The 18,899-nt window shown below is 44.2% G+C and carries 14 protein-coding genes; 4 read left to right on the top strand and 10 right to left on the bottom strand.

From position 1 onward, the window contains the following. Positions 1–34: 34 nt before the first annotated feature. The 9 genes from EO92_RS12600 to EO92_RS12635 form a co-directional block, all read right to left on the bottom strand. The gene (locus EO92_RS12600) at positions 35–1,858 is read right to left on the bottom strand and encodes an aldehyde ferredoxin oxidoreductase family protein (protein ID WP_048172042.1); all 1,824 of its coding nucleotides are present in this window, start codon (positions 1,856–1,858) and stop codon (positions 35–37) included. Between the two features lie 236 nt (positions 1,859–2,094). Next, entirely contained in the window at positions 2,095–2,868 is a 774-nt protein-coding gene (locus tag EO92_RS12605) for a UPF0280 family protein (protein WP_048131220.1), read from the bottom strand. A 263-nt stretch (positions 2,869–3,131) separates the two neighbouring features. After that, positions 3,132–4,289 (bottom strand): LL-diaminopimelate aminotransferase, encoded by a 1,158-nt coding sequence (locus EO92_RS12610; RefSeq protein ID WP_048172044.1) that lies wholly within the window; start codon positions 4,287–4,289, stop codon positions 3,132–3,134. An 840-nt stretch (positions 4,290–5,129) separates the two neighbouring features. Next, positions 5,130–5,597: a DUF2124 family protein gene (locus EO92_RS12615; RefSeq protein ID WP_048172045.1), complete on the bottom strand. Its 468-nt coding sequence runs from the start codon at positions 5,595–5,597 to the stop codon at positions 5,130–5,132. A 603-nt stretch (positions 5,598–6,200) separates the two neighbouring features. Then, positions 6,201–7,097, bottom strand: coding sequence for a right-handed parallel beta-helix repeat-containing protein (locus EO92_RS12620; protein WP_048172046.1), 897 nt, complete (start codon positions 7,095–7,097; stop codon positions 6,201–6,203). Between the two features lie 1,209 nt (positions 7,098–8,306). Continuing rightward, the gene (locus EO92_RS18135) at positions 8,307–8,450 is read right to left on the bottom strand and encodes a hypothetical protein (protein ID WP_162197476.1); all 144 of its coding nucleotides are present in this window, start codon (positions 8,448–8,450) and stop codon (positions 8,307–8,309) included. 417 nt (positions 8,451–8,867) lie between these two features. Beyond that, the gene (gene mch, locus EO92_RS12625; RefSeq protein ID WP_048163061.1) at positions 8,868–9,833 is read right to left on the bottom strand and encodes a methenyltetrahydromethanopterin cyclohydrolase; all 966 of its coding nucleotides are present in this window, start codon (positions 9,831–9,833) and stop codon (positions 8,868–8,870) included. Between the two features lie 323 nt (positions 9,834–10,156). After that, positions 10,157–11,353, bottom strand: coding sequence for a peptidase U32 family protein (locus EO92_RS12630; RefSeq protein ID WP_048172136.1), 1,197 nt, complete (start codon positions 11,351–11,353; stop codon positions 10,157–10,159). Positions 11,354–11,771: 418 nt separating this feature from the next. Beyond that, positions 11,772–11,960 carry a hypothetical protein gene (locus EO92_RS12635; protein WP_048172048.1) on the bottom strand — a complete coding sequence of 63 codons (189 nt, stop codon included), beginning with the start codon at positions 11,958–11,960 and terminating at the stop codon, positions 11,772–11,774. 421 nt (positions 11,961–12,381) lie between these two features. Between EO92_RS12635 and ppcA the strand changes: the two genes are divergently transcribed. Next, positions 12,382–13,962 carry a phosphoenolpyruvate carboxylase gene (ppcA, locus tag EO92_RS12640; protein WP_048172049.1) on the top strand — a complete coding sequence of 527 codons (1,581 nt, stop codon included), beginning with the start codon at positions 12,382–12,384 and terminating at the stop codon, positions 13,960–13,962. Positions 13,963–14,361: 399 nt separating this feature from the next. Here ppcA and EO92_RS12645 read toward each other — a convergent pair whose 3' ends face one another. After that, positions 14,362–17,043 (bottom strand): U32 family peptidase, encoded by a 2,682-nt coding sequence (locus tag EO92_RS12645; RefSeq protein WP_048172051.1) that lies wholly within the window; start codon positions 17,041–17,043, stop codon positions 14,362–14,364. A gap of 362 nt (positions 17,044–17,405) precedes the next feature. Between EO92_RS12645 and EO92_RS12650 the strand changes: the two genes are divergently transcribed. The 3 genes from EO92_RS12650 to EO92_RS12660 all read left to right on the top strand — a co-directional run bounded on the left by EO92_RS12650 (position 17,406) and on the right by EO92_RS12660 (position 18,864). Further along, on the top strand, positions 17,406–17,585 hold the full coding sequence (locus tag EO92_RS12650) for a helix-turn-helix transcriptional regulator (RefSeq protein ID WP_255350239.1): 180 nt from the start codon (positions 17,406–17,408) through the stop codon (positions 17,583–17,585). 3 nt (positions 17,586–17,588) lie between these two features. Then, positions 17,589–18,029, top strand: coding sequence for a hypothetical protein (locus EO92_RS12655; RefSeq protein ID WP_048172054.1), 441 nt, complete (start codon positions 17,589–17,591; stop codon positions 18,027–18,029). Between the two features lie 472 nt (positions 18,030–18,501). Beyond that, complete coding sequence (locus EO92_RS12660) at positions 18,502–18,864, top strand: response regulator (RefSeq protein ID WP_048172056.1); 363 nt, start codon at positions 18,502–18,504, stop codon at positions 18,862–18,864. Positions 18,865–18,899 lie beyond the last annotated feature (35 nt).

Genomic DNA, 18,899 nt, shown 5'->3' on the forward strand with positions numbered 1-18,899 from the left:
GAGAAGGGGGTTCTCAGGCCCCTCGGTTGATCCTTCAGACGATCCCGAGTTCCTTCAACTTCCCTTCCGTCGGCTTCCCGTCAATCCAGCCCCTGAGCCTGTAGTATTCGTCGATCATTTCCGGGACATGGGAAATCTGGCCTTTGGCGGGACCGGCCGGGATTGGCTCTTCGGTAAGGCGCTTTGGGAGGACGTCTTCATTCCGATCGAGCCCGTACATGTTGTTCATCAGCCTCTCGAGGTTTGTGATCCTCTCCCCGAGTTTCAGGAGCTTGTCTGCGTCAAGGTCAAAGCCAGTAACCGCTGCCAGCATCCCCGAATACTCGGGCAGACCCAGGGCAAACGAGGTAAAGAGGCAGACTACGGAGGAGTTGATGGCTGAGGTCAGGTCCTGGAGGAGAATTGTCCACCTGGGCTTGTCCTCGACTGAGTAGGGGTCGAGCTTTTCTGGCAGGCCCAGGACTTCAGGGGAGATAGTGTAGCCGTAGACATGGTCACCGCCGCGGTTTGCGGTTGCGTAGTTCAGGCCTATCCCCTGGATTGGGCGGGGGTCGTAGGCGGGCAGTTCCATGCCCTTGACAGCAATTGAGCATTCCGGGGCCCCGTATTTTTCCGCGAGGGCTCTCGAACCCAGGGCAAGGTCAGCTCCGATCCCTGCTCGGTAGGCGGTCCTCCAGATGGCTTCGATCATTGAACCGGGGTCTCCGAAGCGCAGGTTCATGCCGTACAGTTTTTCCGGCGGGATTTTCCCTTTCTCCACGAGTTCCATGGCACAGGCGATAGTACCTCCCATGGAGATAGTGTCAAGCCCCAGTTCGTCGCAGAGGTGGTTGGCCTTTATCAGGGCGTCGAGTTCCGTTATCCCGCAGTCGGAACCAAAGGCAAAGATGGTCTCGTACTCCGGGCCTTCGGTATCCCGGACACTGTAGGGCCCATCGGGCACATCGGATTTCCGTCCACAGACAATCGGACAGCCCCAGCAGCCTCCGCGGCCGGTCAGGTATTTTTTGACAAGGGTCTCCCCGCTCTGCTCGTCGGCATCCGGGAAGTAGGCTTCCTGGAAGTTCCGGGTCGGGTAGGCCCCGCTTTCGTTGAGGATATTCACAAGAACCGCGGTTCCGTAGGTGTGAAGTCCTCCCTTCGGGCCTGTAATCGGGTTTTCCCTGATGCGCTTCATGGACTCTATGGCTCTATCTTCCATAAGTTCCCGGTTTGCAGGTTCAACCCTCTGGCTCCCGGAAACCACGACCGCCTTTAACTTCTTGCTCCCCATGACAGCCCCAAGCCCCGTCCTCCCTGCAGTTCGGTACTTGTCGTTCATGATGCCGGAAAAGGGGACCAGGTTTTCTCCCGCAGGCCCGATGCATGCAACCGAGGTCTTTTTCGGGTTTTCGCTCCTTTCCGTCAGTTCGTCCGTAACCGCGTGGACCGTCATCCCCCAGAGTTCCGGGGCCGGCACAAGCTCGGCTTTTCCATCCACGATGCTCAGGTAGACCGGCTCCTTTGAGATCCCCCGCACGATTACAGCGTCATACCCTGCAAATTTCAGGAAGGGGCCCCATTTTCCTCCGGAATTCCCGCTGCCCACGGTCCCGGTCTGGGGGGACTTGCTGCAGACGATATGGTAACGCCCGCTTGTGGGAAACTTTTGCCCGGTAGCAGGCCCGGTTGCAAAAATAAGCAGGTTGTCAGGGTCAAAGGGGTGCATGTCCGATCTGAACTCATCGTATACGAGTTTCAGGCCAAGCCCCTTGCCTCCGAGGTACATCTTTGCCATTTCTTCGTCAAGCGGTGAGTCTTTAAGCTCGCCGCTGTCAAGGTCAACTTCCAGGATCTTTCCAGTATAGCCCCCAGGCATGTGATTCCTCCGGTCTGGTATTTTTAACATTAAGGATATAGCAGCCTTTCCAGCTCACTTTATCCGGTTCACTTTATCCAGCCTGCTTTGTCAAAAACTTCCTGTTCGGCCACGCTTTTCAGCTGTCCATTAAAAAATCTCATGTCTGTGGCCGAAGCTCCATTAAAATATATCTATATATAATATCTGTTAATATTTACGTAATTATTTATGTAGAAGTTCCTTAATAAAAGTATTCACGCCTTGGTGATATACTCATGCCTTACATCGGCTCGCGTAATTTTCGGCACTTTTCCCCACATTCCGATGTACTCTCCCTGAATTACGAGTGCGCCTTTTATTCCTGGCACGTCTTTTACGGCTTTAAATGCAGCTTCAATAGATTCCTTTCCTATCCCGACTTCGTTTCCCAATGCCGTTGCCGCTGCATCCGCTAGAGAAACGTCATCCGAGAAAATTGCCGCTGCATCCGCCATCCCGAAGCTGATTGAAGGCCCCACTGTCCCTGCCGAGGTACAGATACCTGTGATCGAGTCCCGGGGCTCGAAAATTAATCCCAGGTTTTTAATAGGAGATTGCCCTGCATAGATCCCGACCACCACCGGTCGGTCATTGATAAGTGCAATGTCCCCACCGTTATCGACAATAGCGTATTTTGCTCCGGCTTTTACCATTGCTTCCACGGCAAGGGCAGAAATTGTGCCTGCAACCGCACTCATTGGCCCTATTCCCATAGTGTTTCCTGCTTTTACCATCCTGCGGACGACTTCAGGGGCGTTTTTCGGGCAGGCGTAGGGTTCGAGAGTTATCTGAAAATAAGGGTCGGAAAGGATGTAAGTTTCAAGGGCTGCCCTGTGTACCTCGATAGCTGTTTTTGCAGCTTCTATATGGGCCTGGTCGTCGGCTGCGATCGTTACTATGGTTTCCTTGAGCCGGAAGTGTTCTTTGATCGGATGGCTGGCAGGTTCTGTGACCGATTCTTTGGTTGGTTCTTTTATGGGATCTGGCATGCTGGTCCACTTAGGATTTATTGCTTAAAAAAGAAATGCTTTTCTGGTCAGGCTTCCGGAAATGTAACCCTAAACCGAAAAGCTGGCAGACTTAAGGAATTTGATTTAAAAATAGATTTTAGGCGGCTTTTTAAGGTATGCCGCCTTTTTTGACCTTTTTTGGTTTACTCTGAATCCGTCTTTGAATCCAACTCTGATTCTGACTCTGACTCTGAATCCGACTCTGAGTCTGACTCTTAGCCCGGTTTCAGGAATTTTTCGGATCAGAACTGCAGCTTCTTCATCCTTTCTACAGCTTCTTTGATCCTATCAACAGGCTTGGTGAGGGCAAACCTGATGTAGCCTTCGCCGGCGTCTCCGAAGCCGACTCCGGGGGTTGCGACGATTCCGGCTTCTTCGAGGAGGAGTTTTGCAAAACTGATCGAAGTAAAGCCTTTCGGGATAGGAGCCCAGACGTAGAAGGTGGCTTTTGGTGGGTTTACTTCAAGGCCCATGGCTTTGAGCCCTTCAATAAGGGCGTTGCGTCTCTCTTCGTAGACCAGGTTGGCATCATCAACGCAGGCCTGGGAAGAGGAAAGCGCTGCAATGCCTGCGATCTGGATCGCATCAAAGACGCCTGAGTCTACGTTGGACTTAACTTTCCCGAGCCCCTTTATGAGAGCTTTGTTTCCTACTGCAAACCCGAGCCTCCAGCCGGTCATGTTGTAGGTCTTGGAGTGGGAGTAGAGTTCCATACCGATATCCATTGCGCCTTTTGCTGCAAGGAAGGAGGGAGCCTCGTATCCATCGTAGGTCATCTGGCAGTAGGCATTGTCGTGCACTGCAATGATATCGTTTTTCTTGCAGAACTCAACGACCTTTTCAAAGAATGCCATGTCCGCGGTTGCCGAGGTGGGATTGTTCGGGTAGTTGAAGAAGAAGAGCTTCGCCCTTTTCAGGACATCTGCCGGAATCGAGTCCAGGTCAGGCAGGAAGTTGTTCTCGGCCTTCAGCGGCAGTGGATACGGCTCCCCACCCGCAAAAAGAGTCCCGATCTTGTAGACAGGGTACCCTGGCTCGGTATAGAGCACGACATCTCCCGGATTGACAAAGGCTAGCGGGATATGTGCAACCGCTTCCTTTGACCCTATCAGGGAAAGGACTTCAGTTGCAGGGTCGAGCTTAATTCCCTTATATTTCTCACACCATTCAGCTGCCGCCTTCCTGAACTGGGGCATTCCTGCATAAGAAGGATACTGGTGCGTATTCGGGTCAAGGACAGCTTCGCGCAAAGCTTCCACAATGTGGGGGTGGGTCGGTAAATCAGGGTCTCCTACCCCGAGGTCGATCACGTCCACTCCCTTTGCAATCATTTCGTCCTTAGCTTCATCAATCGCTGCAAAAAGGTATGGCGGTAATGCATTTATGCGGTCGGAATACATTGAAAAAGTCACCTGAATATGATTATGAGTATATAGGTCTGCGTAATTACGGTGTTGGGAATATTAAAAGGTATGGGATAACGAGGAGGTTGACAAATAATCTGATGGATATTAGCCTGATGAATATAGTCCCCTTATGATGCTTATAATAGACGGGATCAGAAATATAATTAATTCATATGTTGGTTTAAATCTTAGCTTGCCTGAAGCCCAAAGCTCAGGTTCCTTTATGGGCTAGATGACCTGGAATTTTTCCTTTCTATTTTTCGAATCCTGTCATTTTCTATCAATTTTATAGATTTTGATAGATATTGATAGATTATGATAGACAGAAACTCAGAAAAAGAAAAACTCTATCAATTCTCTGAAAATCGAATTAAACCTTTTTCCTGCCCTTTTCCTGCCCTTTTCTTCCTAAAATAGCCCTTGATCAAGAATTACATCTTTTTCTGAAGTTAAGGGATTCGGATTTAATTAGAGGAACTGAAAATATTAACCAACTTATCTCTTTTATATACCATGTTCCATATTATTGCAGGAACAATTATTGTTTTTCACAACAATCTTTGATATAGGTGTTGCTAGCTTCCTTTTTTTACTGAAATACTATTTTTTCAGCATGAATATTTTTTCTAGCATGAATGGTAATGGGCATGAAAGATCACCTGAAAAATAGGGGATCACCTGAAAAATAAAGGATCACCTGAAAATCAGCAATATTTGGCTTCGATAAGATCTGGCTTCGATAATAAAGAATAAATAAAAAATAATTTGTTAAAAACCACTTTAAGCAGTAAGTAAACTGCTTTAAGCAATATAATTAGTGTATTTCATGCAGTTTCAGGTTTGAAGTACTTCAACAGACAGGTCTGCATTAATGATATAATCAAAGTTGATAACCTCGTCCCATTTCTGCTGCAGAAACATCGACTGGAAACAGACTCCGATAATTTTTCCTTTAGCCGAGCCTTCGAGAACCTTTTTTGCGATTTCTTTAGCTTTTTCAGGCCCGGTGCCGATCTTTGGCATCGCAAGCCCGCCGAGCAGGACAACCGCATCAGCATGGGCATCTGCAGGTCCGCCAAGCTGCATCCCCTCGGGGGTCATGGAGACTGACCTGGCTTTTTCAAAGTCCATATTGGGGATGAAAGCAAGTTTTCGGTCCCTGACCACGAAACCCAGAAGCTCGGCAAAAGGAGTGCAAAAGCCCGGAGTCCCAACAAAAGTAATCTTTTCTGCTCCTTCGACAAGGCCCCTGAAACTATTCAGGATTCCTCCTACTCCTTGAGATGTGTTTATTATCGGCATGAAAATCTTCTCCTAAATCTTCTCCTTATGATGTTTCATTAAAATTCTGCTTTTTGAGAACTTTCTTTGCGGCAATATTTTTTGTAATTTTTATCTGTTTCTACAATAAGATTGGGAATATCTCCTTAAATAAGTTGAGTTGAGAACCAAAAGCAGCTCAAATTTAACATATATCCGGAGGCATATTATTACCGAATGTAATAAAAATTGCAACAAAAATAGGGCAGCCAAAAAGATTCAAAAATTTCCCGATTAAGCAAAGGTATCCGAAAACAACCAGAGCCTGAGAAGCTATTATAGGAGCTAGATTTTAGAGTTTTATGCTGCTCATGCTAGCTATGCTCATGCCAGCTATGCTCATGCCAGCTAATTTCATGATAAGAAGCAAAAGCATTTTTCAGATGTAACAAAAAACAGTGCGAAAACAGCGCAATAAGATAAATTGATGCGGGGCGGACACGTTGAACACAGAGTTTCCACCTTCCAATCACTTTTTAGAGATTGGTCATTAGATGATATTTAATCTGAATTATATGTTCCAAAAAAATAAATCGAATTGGCTCTCAGTTAATGAACTGAGAGTTTCCCAATAAATAAAGTTCCTTATCCACAATTTTCAATTCTATTATCGTGGATGTTTACATTTGTTTCTTTTGTGTTTAAATGTACTATTGCAGGAGCAGCCAGGTCATGGAAATAGTTTCCAGAAGCTTCTATGTTTACAAGAGTTCCCTGTAATTCTAAGCCTGCATATCCGCCACCGGATGTAGTACATTCATTGTTTTGCATGACTCCGTCGGTAACGGAATCGAAACGAACGGACGAATTAGTTCGGTTAATAAAGTTAGAGTTCTTAACTGTAATGCCATTTACATGATAGGCATATACACCGTCATGTCCGCATTTGTTCACGGTTACCGTGTCTATCATTATGTTGCTGGATTGTGAAATAAGCATGGCATCATTACATCCGTTCTGGAATGTAACGTTCTGGATTGTTAATCCATTACAATTTACTATGGTTGCCATGTTATAACAGGAAGTTCCAAGCCTGACGTCAGGATAATAGTCACTCTGACTACCATCAACAGTTAAGTTTCCTATTGTAACATTGCTTGCAGAACTGCCTCTGATCATAAGCATAGCTTTCTTTTCTGCAATACTGCTCTCACGCCCACCCCAGACCGGTAGTCCTTTGGCGAGCTTAATTGTTACATCGGAATCTCCTTCAAGGGTTGTTTCGCTGCCTATCAGAAGAGAATCGCCTATGTCATATGTGAATGGGCCTTTAAGCTGGACGGTTGTGCCAGGATTATTTGCTGCATATTCAAGAGCCTGGTTAATCTGGACATGATCGTCTACTCCATCACAGTTGTAATCTCCGCTTCCGTCTCCGGCAACAGTTACGGTTTGCGTATTCTGGCCGCCTAGTGCAGCAGGTACGGTTGTTAAAATAAGGCATGTTACCAGGAATAGGGTTCCTAGTTGTCTATTTAGCATCGTATCACCTTTGGGTTGGATTCTAGGGATTAAGTAAATCAAAATGATATAGGGTAATTCTTTACTTTTCCCAAATATTTTTCAAAATTCCATATTACGTACTCGTAATACTTTTTTTTCCGAACTATCCAATCAGGTCGGCTCTATGCCAAACATCTGATCAGGTCGGACCTATGCATTATTCAAAATTTTATATTACGTCTGCGCAATATTTTTGAACCTATCCAATTCGGTTCTCTGCGATTTATGTGGGCCGGACACTTTGCACACAGAGTTTCCACTCTCCAATCACTTTTCTAGGGACTGGTCACTGGAGGTGGCAGGACATAAGAAGTTCTGGCTTCTACCAATCAAAATTTGCTATTGACCATGGGACATTACTCCTTCTGATCAATATCTCCTGTTTTAATTAATCACGACCTTTAGCCGGGTCAACTCCTCTGAAACAGGTTTCATTAACCCATTATTGAATTCCTGAGTTGACATTCTGGGCTTATGTGACCGTGTTATAAAAGATTTTTGGTACTTTGGTAAATAAATTAAAGCAGTTTGCCATACACATGTGGTTAATTTTGAGTGTTCAGGGCTTTTGAGCCCCCGAATAAGCAGGATTTAGGAGGGAATTATTGTGTGAATTAAAAGGATTAAAATTATGTTAATTAGAAATCATCAAGTATACTATGCCTGTTTTTCTTAGATCCGTGCAAAGTTTAGTACACGCATAGTTTCCCTTTTCCATCCGTCGAGTATCATCCTTAATAATTTTATTTATATTTATTCTTCGATACAGATATAAATAAGTTGGGTTTGGAAAGAATTGTCTACTGTCTTGTCACTTTACTATGTATGCGTGTTACTAAATGTTACATTTTATATTATAATTCCGATACTTTAATTATCTTCCAGGATTGTCAAAATTCAGATCCATTTTTAGCATTTAATGGCTTCAACTATTTAAATAACCCGTGAATAATAAAAGTCTTATCTGGAGTAAATCAATAATATTACTACGGGACTTATGCAGTTGCAAATTTAGTATGTGGCTTTTTTCATTACTTCGTTAATGTTACAATTAATTTGATTTTTATCCCAGTCCCTTTATATATATCCTCATTGCCACTTTATGAATCTTGTTATTACTTTCAAATCAAGTGATTCCATTTTTAATTAATTATAGCTCCAATCTTAGAAAATATCTCAATGAGAACATTACATGCGCCCTTTATGACCTTTCTTTCTGCCAGAGACCTTTCCATACCATAAAACTGTTTTATTCTTCGGTTTTATTTCTTCAATTATCCATGACCGGGTGCCATGATACTCTCCATTTTGATTCTCCTCCATATTTCTCATTTATGTAGTACATTTGTGATCCGGCACTGCATCTCTCTGTATTTGGGAACATGGTTTTGAACGTAAATGCTTACATCTAACTCTGGGAGCGCGGAGGCACAGCGGGAAGTCCCCTTCCTCGGAGGGCATCAGCCCGACAGATGGGGGCAGTTCACGATTCTATTATAATGGAAAACTGGACGCACAGAAAAGCTATAACTCTTCGAATTAGCCCTCTCCAGCTCATCAAGAAAGAACAAAATCAAAGAAATAGCAGAAAAAGCAGAGATAAAGTACAAAAATAGAAAAAAGCAGAAAAAGCAGAGATAAAGTACAAAAACAGAAAAAAACAGAAAAATTAGAGATAAAGTACAAAAACAGAAAAAAAGCAGAAAAAGCAGAGAAAAAGTAAAAAAGTAAAAAAGAGCAAATGCCCTTTCAAACGTTCCTGATTCCGAAGGATTCGAGCAGGATTTCGGGATAGAGCCCGCCGCTTGAAATGGTCTTTGTACTCTTGAGGTCGTTTACGGTTACCCTGGCAGGAGCGAACATGCCTGCGTCAACTTTGAAGAAGTCAAAGTTTGCTGCCTTGAAGGTCTGGTAGAAGGGCTTTCCGAAATCACCGGAGGTTGTTGAGGGGACTTTCTTTACAAAGTCTTCCAGTTCAGCCAGTTCGCCTTCGAAGCGGACTGTATAGTTAGTCTCGCCGCAGTAGATTACACAGTCATTGGTTGAGCCCATGCACTGGACATCGTTTCCGACAATCGGGGCTATAGGGGCAATTCCGTACCCGCTCTTGATACAGTTGATATCAAAACCTATGGATTCGAACTTGTGGATACCGGTTTCTACAACACGGGCTGAGATCTGGACAGAGCCTGCAATGGAAGCTGTAGGGGCAACGGCGATCACGACGTTTTCAGGGTCCACACTGCAGTGTTTTGCAATATACTCGACCACTTTCTCATCAGGGATCTTGTCGGATTCCATGACAAGGACCGCAGCTTCGAAATCATCCTCATACCCGATTTCCTCATAGAGCTCTTTGGGTTTCAAACCGAGTGCACGTGCAGGGCCTGAACCCATCCCGAAGTAACCTCCTACTGAGATTCTCCAGCCTGCGTACTGGGAAGCCATACAGGCAATTACCGGGTTGTCAGTTGCCACCTGGATGGCAGGCCATTTGATGCCGTTGAGGTCAAAGGTGCTGTATTTAAGGTCAGCAAGGTCAGCAAGGCAGAGTCTTGCCAGGTACATCCCGGCTTCATATCCACCTTCGGCTTTAACTCCACAGTCAATGATCGTGGCGCCGTTTTCAAGCTTAATTACTTCCGTTTTCAGGTCTTCGCTCCAGTCGAGCATCTCTTCAATGACGTATGATCCCATTTCGTTGACGCTTATCAAAATATCACCTTATTTATCGGTCAGAGAATTGTTTATCGAAATTGTTTATCGAAATTGTTTACAGTCCAGGATTTGACTGTAAACCATATTATTGATCATATGGCTGGCCACCAATCGAGTCAATTTACCCGGCTGGAAATTTGTCCTGCCAGATGAGTATTATACTGAATAATACTGAATAAATGAGCTTATCCTGAATAACTGAACCAACTCGTTTCAGTTGTTTCCGTAAGCCGTAATCCGTATAAGGAAGAATCCAATATATAGATACTGTTATAATATTTTAATTGAATTATACTAGTTTACTTAGATAATACAATTAATCAGATTATAAATATTCGGTCGTTTTTTCTGACCGCCTTATCAACGGCAAGACCGACTTCATCCCCTTTTTCAGCTGTTTGCAGAAGCATGCCTTTTTTTATAAGAGAGCGGACCTGCTGCTTCAGATAGGTAGTGCTTCCTTCGATAAGGATTTCGTCTCCTATTGCAAGTCCTTCTTCAAGCAGTCTTATTGCTGCAGCCTGCTGTTTGGGATAATAATTTTCTACAACTCCTGCAGCCCGGCGTTTCTTTTCCGAGGCGTTCATGCCTTTTTCAGGAGAGAAGCCTTCCAGGCCCGGAACTCCGAAGTAAAACCCGGTGGAAAAGCCTCTATTATACACAGAAGACAGCTCGGATCTCCACGCATCTGCTTTTTCGCGGGTATAGCTTCCTTCTTTGCAGGCATCAATTGCTTCCCTGTAGCAGCGGGAGACCACTTCCAGATATCCGGGGTCCCGCAGCCTGCCCTCTACCTTAAATGAATCTATCCCGGCTTCAATAAGTTCCGGCACATGCTCGATCATACATAAATCTTTTGCACTGAGAAGGTATTTCCCCCTGCTTTCCGTAACAAGCCCATTTTCTCCGTGCAGCTCCCATTCCCAGCGGCAGGGCTGGGTGCATTCCCCACAGTTCCCGGATTTTCCAAGGACGTATGCCGAAAGGTGGCACCTTCCTGAAACTGCCATACACATCGCGCCGTGAACAAAAGTTTCGACTTTTATCTCAGTCTGCTGCCTGATTTTCCGGATCTCTTCCAGGGAAAGTTCCCTTGAAAGCACTATACGCTCTGCTCCAAGGGTTCTGTAAAACTCTGCAGTTTCGTGGTTCGTAACGTTTGCCTGTGTGGAGATATGGACCCTGAGCCCGGCTTTACGTGCCTTAAGGATGACAGCCGGATCCCAGGCGATAACTGCATCTACTCCAGCTTTTACAGCTGCATCTACCACTTCTTCTACTTCATCAAGCCTGGCTTCATTTACGGCTGAGTTTACAGCCAGATAAGCCTTAAGCTCCCGTGCCTTGACCTCATATACAAAATCTTCCAGAGTTTCAAGGGTGATCTCTTTTGCCTTTGCTCTCAGGCTGAGCCTATCCGTTGAAAAATAGACGGCATCAGCATACCTGGAACATGCCTCAAGCCCTGCAAAGTTTTTTATGCCAAGGATGAGTTCTGGCCCCGAACTGTTATGCATGAGAGATGGAAATGCTTCAACTTTCATTTAAGAATATCTTTGCTGCATTCATCAGTCTCATAAATAAGAGTAAGAAATGTAAACTATTCACATGTTGTACTAAGATGAATGGTTAACAGAAATCTATATATAAGTGTATTTCAGTCTTCAAAATGGGGATGAATGTTAATTCAACAGAAAATAATTTAAGGTATGGACAACAAAAATAAATATAGACTGTAACTATCTCGATCATGGGGGTAAATAAAATGGAATACGAACTCAAAGACATGGAACTCGAAGGCATAGAACTCAAAGAAGTAAAACTCGAAGAAGTAGAAAGAGATTACGTAGAATTCAGAAGGGAAATGGGAGAAGAGTAAACAGAAAACTGAATAGAAGTGGATTAAAAAGATGCGTGATGGCCAAAGATCAAAATTCAATCAATACTTTTTTTCTGTTTTTTCTTGAAAACGCCCAGCATGCCTTTTAACCGGGCTGGCAAACTTAATCCATCTTTTTCGCCCTGGCTTTTGGCTCTTGAGAGCTCATCTCTCTGCTTCTTGCAGGGTCCGTTTTTTGTACAGCCTTTTCCACTCAAAACTTCAGGGCACTGATCGCAGTACATTTTGTTACCTCAGACTTTTTTGCGGTATCATTGATTCGTATCATTGATTCGTATCATTGATTCGTATCATTGATTCGTATCATTGATTCTTTCGTTGTTTCCTTTTTTCTCGGAATTAATTTGTAAGATAATTTGAGTATACTTTTGATATCAATATCCTTTAGATACTATGTATATGCTGTATTTTAATGCATATATAGCAAACAGTTTCAAAGCCGATACTTAAATGTCAAAGTATTGTCAACGTATTGTTAACGAAAACATTTATCTCTAAGTAAACGTACTCTTCCGCTGCCAGTTTAAGTTTATTTCACGGTTAACAATAAGGTCAATAAGGCAATTGATCTGGCAGTCAACAAAAAGAAACAAAAAAAATAAAAATCTAAAAATTTGCCCTATTGAGCATTGAGGGTTCAATTTCATGAGCAGGAAAACAACTTATCCGAAAGTTATGTGCACGCAGCACCCGGACTCTGCATCAAGGTACATATCCACACAGGAAGAGCCTGGGGAAGCCATTGAAGCTGCAGTGGTATTCGGCTGTGACGAATATATGCCGGATTATGAGGGAAAGGCAACTCCCTATCATCAGAATGTCCAGGTCGTATCAAAATTCATAGAAGAAACAGGCCTTGTGCCCGGAAAAGATGTTTTTATCACTCCCCGGGCTCCAAGTGCAGTCCAGGAGAACCGGTTCAGGCAGCTTATGGTAATGATGTCTATTGCCGAAGCCAACCATAGTGCCCTTGAATACTCGGATGTCCAGGCAATCAATGAATTCGTGCACCCCATGACAGGCACAGTCAGGGAAATCATTGATGCCCAGCAGCATATGGTAGATGTAAGCGAGCTTGCAAAAAAGGAATTCGGGTTTGAAATGGAGGTCCCGCGTATAATTCCCCTTATAGAGGATGCTCCTGCGCTGCTAAATGCAAAGGAACTTGCAAAAAGTACGCTTTTTGCCTGGAAAGAACGTTTTGGGACAGCCCCCGAAAAATTCAGGGTCTTCCTGGGCAAATCCGACTCAGCCCTTTCTTTCGGGCATGTGGCAAGCACCCTCTCATGCAAATACGCCATAAACGGGATTTCCGAACTGGAATCAGAGCTTGACACCGAGATGGGCATCATATTCGGAGCAGGGACTCTGCCTTTCAGAGGGCACCTGGACCTGAAAAATGCGGAAAACTTCTTCAGGGAGTACAGGGGCATCGGAACAATCACCCTGCAGTCAGCTGTCAGGTACAGCCATGAAAAAGGGGACGCTGAAGCCCTTGTGAACCTTGCAAAAAAGAAGCTGCCCGAAACCCCTGAGCTCTTTTCCCTCGAAGAAAAGGAAGAGCTCGTAAACCTTATAGGGATTTTCGGGACAAGGTACAGCCGCATTATACGCGAACTGTCCTCCACTATAAACCAGCTTGCCGACCTTCTCCCCCAGCAGCGGGACCGCCTGATGCACAGTGGAAGCGGCGGTTATTCAAGAAGTGCTCCTGATATTTCTGGCATAATCAGGCTCTGCCGCAGTGACATCGGAAAAGAACTCAATGCCAGCATGCCTGCAGAAAACCTGCACCTCCCACGGGCTATCAAGTTTACCGGCGCCCTCTACTCCATAGGCCTGCCTCCCGAATTCATAGGTACAGGTACTGCTCTCAAAGAAGCACGGGAAAAACTTGGCGATGAGGCCTGTGAAAGGCTGCTTACAAAATATTTCCCTTCCCTTGCCAGTGACCTGAGTTTTGCATCCGGGTACCTGGACCTCAATGTAGCCTCCCGATTCCTCTCGGGAGCCTGCCTGAAGGAAGTCCAGAGAGATATCGAGGTTTTGAACGATACCTTCAACCTTGAAACCAGGCCCGAACCTTCATACCGCATCCTGCTCGAAATGATGCAGCCTGACCTCCTGCAGGCGGGTACGGCAGGAAACTGTATGGATGAGGAAGTCTCACAGCTCGTGTGCTCGACCCTCACAAAAATGGGAAAAATAAGAAAGGCTCTGGGTTGATGGAAAAACTTCCCTTAACCCCTAAACTTTTTTTGAATCAATGTATTATAGGAAACCCCGCCAGCTTGTCTGGCGGCTCTTCCCAAAAAGAAGAAGCAGAAAGAAGAAAAACAAACATAAGACTTGAAAAAAATTGGAAGAACGCTTTCAAGTAGAATAATTTTTTGTTCTCATTTCTCCCATTTTTCATTTCATTTTTAATTTCTGCTCTCTCATTTTCTCTTCTTTTTTCTGGGAATGGCCGCTCTCCTGCGTCGAGCGTGATAGGAACGATTCAGTATAGCGAATAAGGTTGCTCGGGTTAGAATTCAGAACTTAGAATTCCAAACAATCCCATGTTTCATTTTATCGCACATCATTCCCATTATAAATGAGTAAACGAAATTTCCTTACTCTACCTCAAACGCCCTTAAAATAATGCCCTGTCGTATATTCAATCCCTCTTATAGGTTTCAGCTTTACATCTTTTCCTGCAAGTGCCTCTTTATATGCCTTTAAGATTTCTTCTATCTCGGCAGTAGTGTTGAACGAAAGGTCAAGCCTGAGCACGTCCACGCCGTATCCTTTCATGTTATTAACGTACTTTAGCATGTCAAGAACCTTTGAATTATAGATAAGGGTCCGGGTGCCAAGGCGCTGGACGGGAAACTCTGAGCCGCTCTGGTCAACAAGGAGTACTTCGCTATCTTCTCTTACGATTTTCCGGTCAACTAGGGGCTTTAAGAGGTCATTTTCCGTAATAAGCATCAGTTCACTGCCGTAAACTAATATTTCGGTCTGGCCTGAACCCTCGCATGCCTGAAGAGCTTCACATACATGTTTTATTTCGCTCAGGTTCAGTTCGCTTGAAAGGGTTGCCCTGTACGCTCCTGCCTGGTAGAAGGTGCTGGCAGTAAAAGAATTGAAGATATTGAAGTCCTTCTGGGCGACAAAAGGTATGGCAAGCTCTTTTGCAAGCTGCGCTGCTCCGAGGCTGGAACAGGCCACACTAAAGCCGGCATCCCTTATTTTTTCCAGCAGGGGTTTTAATTCAGCCAGTTCACTGTCATGGGTTATCCTTGGGATCCTGAAGATGAGTTCGATTCTTTCTGCTTTCAAATCCTCAAGCTTCGCCGCATTTTTGGGAGACATCAGTTCTTCGAACAGTGATACAGGGATGTAGGCGATATCTGCTCCGGATTCGGCTGCCTGTAAGAGATAAGAAATTCCCTGCACTTCAACACTCAGGAGGAGTTTCTTTGAAGCTGTATCTCTTGCCCTGGTCCTGGTCATGCTGATGTCATTCTTGCTTACTTCATTCTTGCTTACTTCATTCTTGCTTACTTCATTCTTGCTTACTTCATCCTTGCTTACTTCATCCTTGCTAGCGTTATTCTTATTTTCGGCACCGCTTTCTACAGTGCACAGGCGGTTGAAATCTGCCAGGTCAGGGTGTTTTTGTTCTTTTTTATACCCCCCAAGGGTTTTTTCCAGCAGAAGGTCTGCGGCCTTTCGCCTTGCATTCTTCAGCACACCGACCGGGATAAAGATATTTTCGTCAGCTTCGATCTCAATGGCAGCGGCTTCGAAAGGAGTGTCTCCAAGGCTTTCCATTGCCTTTCTGATCTGCTCTTCAGTGGTTGGGACTCTTTCGGCTTCCTGGACGATATAGTCGTCTGTAAACTCCGCATACGCGGATTCTTCTGTTCTGCAGCCTTTTCCGTTTTCTTCGTTTTCTTCGTTTTCTGCGCATTTCCCGCTTTCTGTTCTTATCTCAACCGTAAAACGTTCTCCTTTTCTGGCTCTTGCCTTCAGGCTTACGGGGAGAGCTTCCAGTTTTGTTTTCTGAAGGGTATCAAGGAGCTGCGTGTCTGTTGTGAGATGGAGTTCGTCACCCCGCTGGACAGCTCTGCCTGTCTTTGAGCTGATCTCAAGCCCTACTTTTTCGCCTTTTTTTGCGTTTTTTACTTGCTCGCCTGTAATCGTTATAATACCTGTTACCGCAGAGCCGAGCATCCTTTCCCGCGTGAAGATACTTATGCCGTCTTTTACCTGGATGTCTTCTTCAAGCCGGACTGTAAGTTTTGTGTTCCCTTTTGAACGGGAGAGGTCCAGGACTTTTCCGAGGAATGCCCCGTAGTTTGAGCTGTATTTGGGATGGGACACGCCTTTTTCCCCGAGGATGAAGCCCCGCGTAAAGCCCCTGTAAAAAAGTTTTGCAAGCTTGGCTTCCCTTGCTTCAAGCTCTTCCTTTGTCGGGTTTTCTCCGGCCCTGCAGATGTCTTCGACTGTAGCTTTGTAGGCAGCGGCACTTGCAGTCACGTACTCGGGCTTTTTCATCCGGCCTTCGATTTTAAGGCTTATGACCCCGGTTTTTACTATCTCCTCAAGCCCTGTGAACGTGGAAAGTTCGGCACAGCTTATGGGGTAACTGCCTCCTATATGCCTTTCGTCAATTTCCCTGCCGTTTACCAGGAAACTGTATCTGCGCCGGCAGGGCTGGGCACAGGCTCCCCTGTTTGCGCTCCTGTCGTGCAGGAAACTGCTGAAAAGGCATTTGCCTGAGTAGGAATAGCAGAGGGCTCCATGGACGAAGACCTCTATACCCACTTTTGAGTGTTCCACAATATCCTTTACCTCGGCTGTGGTAAGTTCCCTGGAAACTATCACTCTTTTTGCACCCAGCCTTGCTGCAAAATCCACTCCCTCTTTATTGTGGATAGTCATCTGCGTGCTTGCGTGGAGGTCCAGGTCAGGATATATTTCCTTTAAAAGCCTGAGAAGCCCGAGGTCCTGCAGGATAATAGCATCGGTTCCGGCTGCGTATGCACGGTCCACTATTTCAAGGGCATGCTGCAGTTCTTTTTGTTTGATCGGGATGTTCAGGGCAAGGTAAACAAGGACTCCGTGTGAGTGAGCCAGATCAATGGCAGCTTCCAGGTCATCAATGGTGAAGTTTTTGGCTCCCTGTCGGGCATTGAATTCGCCAACTCCAAGATAAACGGCATCTGCTCCTCCCTTGATTGCGCCAAGCAGGGCTTCGTTATCGCCGACCGGGGAAAGGATTTCCGGGGGGTTGCAAGAATAATTTTTGTCAGACATATTAGATCAGGGGTATTTTTCTTAAGATAACTGTAATTTCTGGTGAATGGAAAATTTCGGTAGCTGAAAAGCTATGGTAACTGTAAAGAAAAAGGCTTACGCAAATCAATTCAGAGCCGGTTTAAAACATAAAGGTGCTTCTCGCATAAAAAATGGATGGTGAAATCCGGAATATCAACAAAGCATGCCAGTCTCCAGTGGTTGTTTTTTAATGGCAGTTGTGCGAGATATTTATATTATCTCAAGCCGGATATTTAATTAAATCTGGCTTTCTTACCCCTCAAAAGTAATATATATTTGACATCTATTAACATATATATTAATTTTCCTGGTGAGGTGAAAATATTGGGAAAAACCTGAAAATCAAAGTTGCTCGTGCAGCGTTAGATATGACGCAGAAGGATCTGGCGGAAGCTGTCGGTGTTACGAGGCAGACGATGAATGCCGTTGAAAAGGGAGAGTATAATCCTACATTGAAATTATGTGTTTCCATATGCAAAGTATTAGGAAAAACCTTAGATGAATTGTTTTGGGAAGACTAAGATATGAATCCGAAATTTGATGAACTTCAAATGCTAAACAGACAAAAAATCGCTTTTCAGACATTGATTTTTACATTGGCGTTAATTTTTGTTGATGGTTTTATAAAGACTTTTTATATTTGGGCCACCCCAATGGTTGAAGCATTGGTATTATTAAGTATACCCACAGTGTTCTTTACAACTAGAGCGATTATGAAGAATGCTTATTTTGTAATGGGAACCAAGATAAAAAAAGAAATTTGGGGATTTGGTGCAATATGTGCTTTTGGCATCATAATTCTCGCTCAGTCTATATTTTCCGGGACATTAAATATTATTGAGAACGGAATGCTCTCTGATGAAGTTTCATTCCCGATTCTGATACTGACCTACATTTTTATTGTCTTAGCTATGGTCGTGAAAGCAGTACAGGAAAGAAAAGAAGTTAAAAATGTTGATGAGTAAAAATACTACGGATAACGAGCATACAACCGGTTGCTCACTATAAGTAATCTGATCAGCAAAACTTTTCTAATTCTGATAATAGCAATACCTACAAGTACGAATTTGTACTGTGGGTATTGCGTTATAGGGTCGTTTACAATATAGGCACTCGACTGATTTGACATAACAACCTTGAAGTTAATTGTTTTGCTAATATTTCCCTACGACTTACACCTTTTTGTTAGCTTGTTTTCATTGGGGGGTTTTTCTGATATGTGTCGGTTTTAATGTTTCCCCTCTCCCTAACTTTATTAATTTATTTACCTAGATATATACTGAAACTTATTTAAATAAATAAGTTAGATATACTACCAATTCTTCGTATTATTGGAAAACTTCTTTATTTTTTGGAAAATGCATTTTCAGGTCAATGAGACTATACATGTAAGGCTAAGAAAGTAATGGGGATAAAGTGGTTTGGAGGTTGTTGCCTATGAAAAATATACTTGTTGTGGAAGACAATCCTTTAATAATGGAACTTGTCAGGACTCTATTGGTTTCATTTGGATATGAGCCAATAGAGGCAGTGGATGGAAATATGGCTATTGAAATTAGTAAAAAAAATAAGTTAGACATTGTATTATTAGATATACAGTTGCCCGGGATTGATGGGACTGAAGTCTTAAAAATATTAAAAGAAGATCCTGCCACGTGTGAGATCCCGGTTATTGCTCTTACAGCCCATGCCATGCGCGGAGATGAAGAAAAATTTCTGAAAGCGGGGTGCAGCGGTTATGTTTCCAAGCCTATCGACATTAAGAGGTTCAGATCTATCATAGCAGAGTTCATTGCATAAAGTGAAAACAGGGTGCTGGGGTATTATTTTTGTTT

The organism is Methanosarcina sp. 2.H.A.1B.4, assembly GCF_000979385.1.
Classification (GTDB): Archaea; Halobacteriota; Methanosarcinia; order Methanosarcinales; family Methanosarcinaceae; genus Methanosarcina.

Coding starts and splice junctions, on each gene's coding strand:
- EO92_RS12600 (WP_048172042.1), bottom strand. CDS start 1,858: ATGCCTGGGGGCTATACTGGAAAGATCCTGGAAGTTGACCTTGACAGC.
- EO92_RS12605 (WP_048131220.1), bottom strand. CDS start 2,868: ATGCCAGATCCCATAAAAGAACCAACCAAAGAATCGGTCACAGAACCT.
- EO92_RS12610 (WP_048172044.1), bottom strand. CDS start 4,289: ATGTATTCCGACCGCATAAATGCATTACCGCCATACCTTTTTGCAGCG.
- EO92_RS12615 (WP_048172045.1), bottom strand. CDS start 5,597: ATGCCGATAATAAACACATCTCAAGGAGTAGGAGGAATCCTGAATAGT.
- EO92_RS12620 (WP_048172046.1), bottom strand. CDS start 7,097: ATGCTAAATAGACAACTAGGAACCCTATTCCTGGTAACATGCCTTATT.
- EO92_RS18135 (WP_162197476.1), bottom strand. CDS start 8,450: ATGAGAAATATGGAGGAGAATCAAAATGGAGAGTATCATGGCACCCGG.
- EO92_RS12630 (WP_048172136.1), bottom strand. CDS start 11,353: ATGCATAACAGTTCGGGGCCAGAACTCATCCTTGGCATAAAAAACTTT.
- EO92_RS12635 (WP_048172048.1), bottom strand. CDS start 11,960: ATGTACTGCGATCAGTGCCCTGAAGTTTTGAGTGGAAAAGGCTGTACA.
- ppcA (WP_048172049.1), top strand. CDS start 12,382: ATGAGCAGGAAAACAACTTATCCGAAAGTTATGTGCACGCAGCACCCG.
- EO92_RS12645 (WP_048172051.1), bottom strand. CDS start 17,043: ATGTCTGACAAAAATTATTCTTGCAACCCCCCGGAAATCCTTTCCCCG.
- EO92_RS12655 (WP_048172054.1), top strand. CDS start 17,589: ATGAATCCGAAATTTGATGAACTTCAAATGCTAAACAGACAAAAAATC.
- EO92_RS12660 (WP_048172056.1), top strand. CDS start 18,502: ATGAAAAATATACTTGTTGTGGAAGACAATCCTTTAATAATGGAACTT.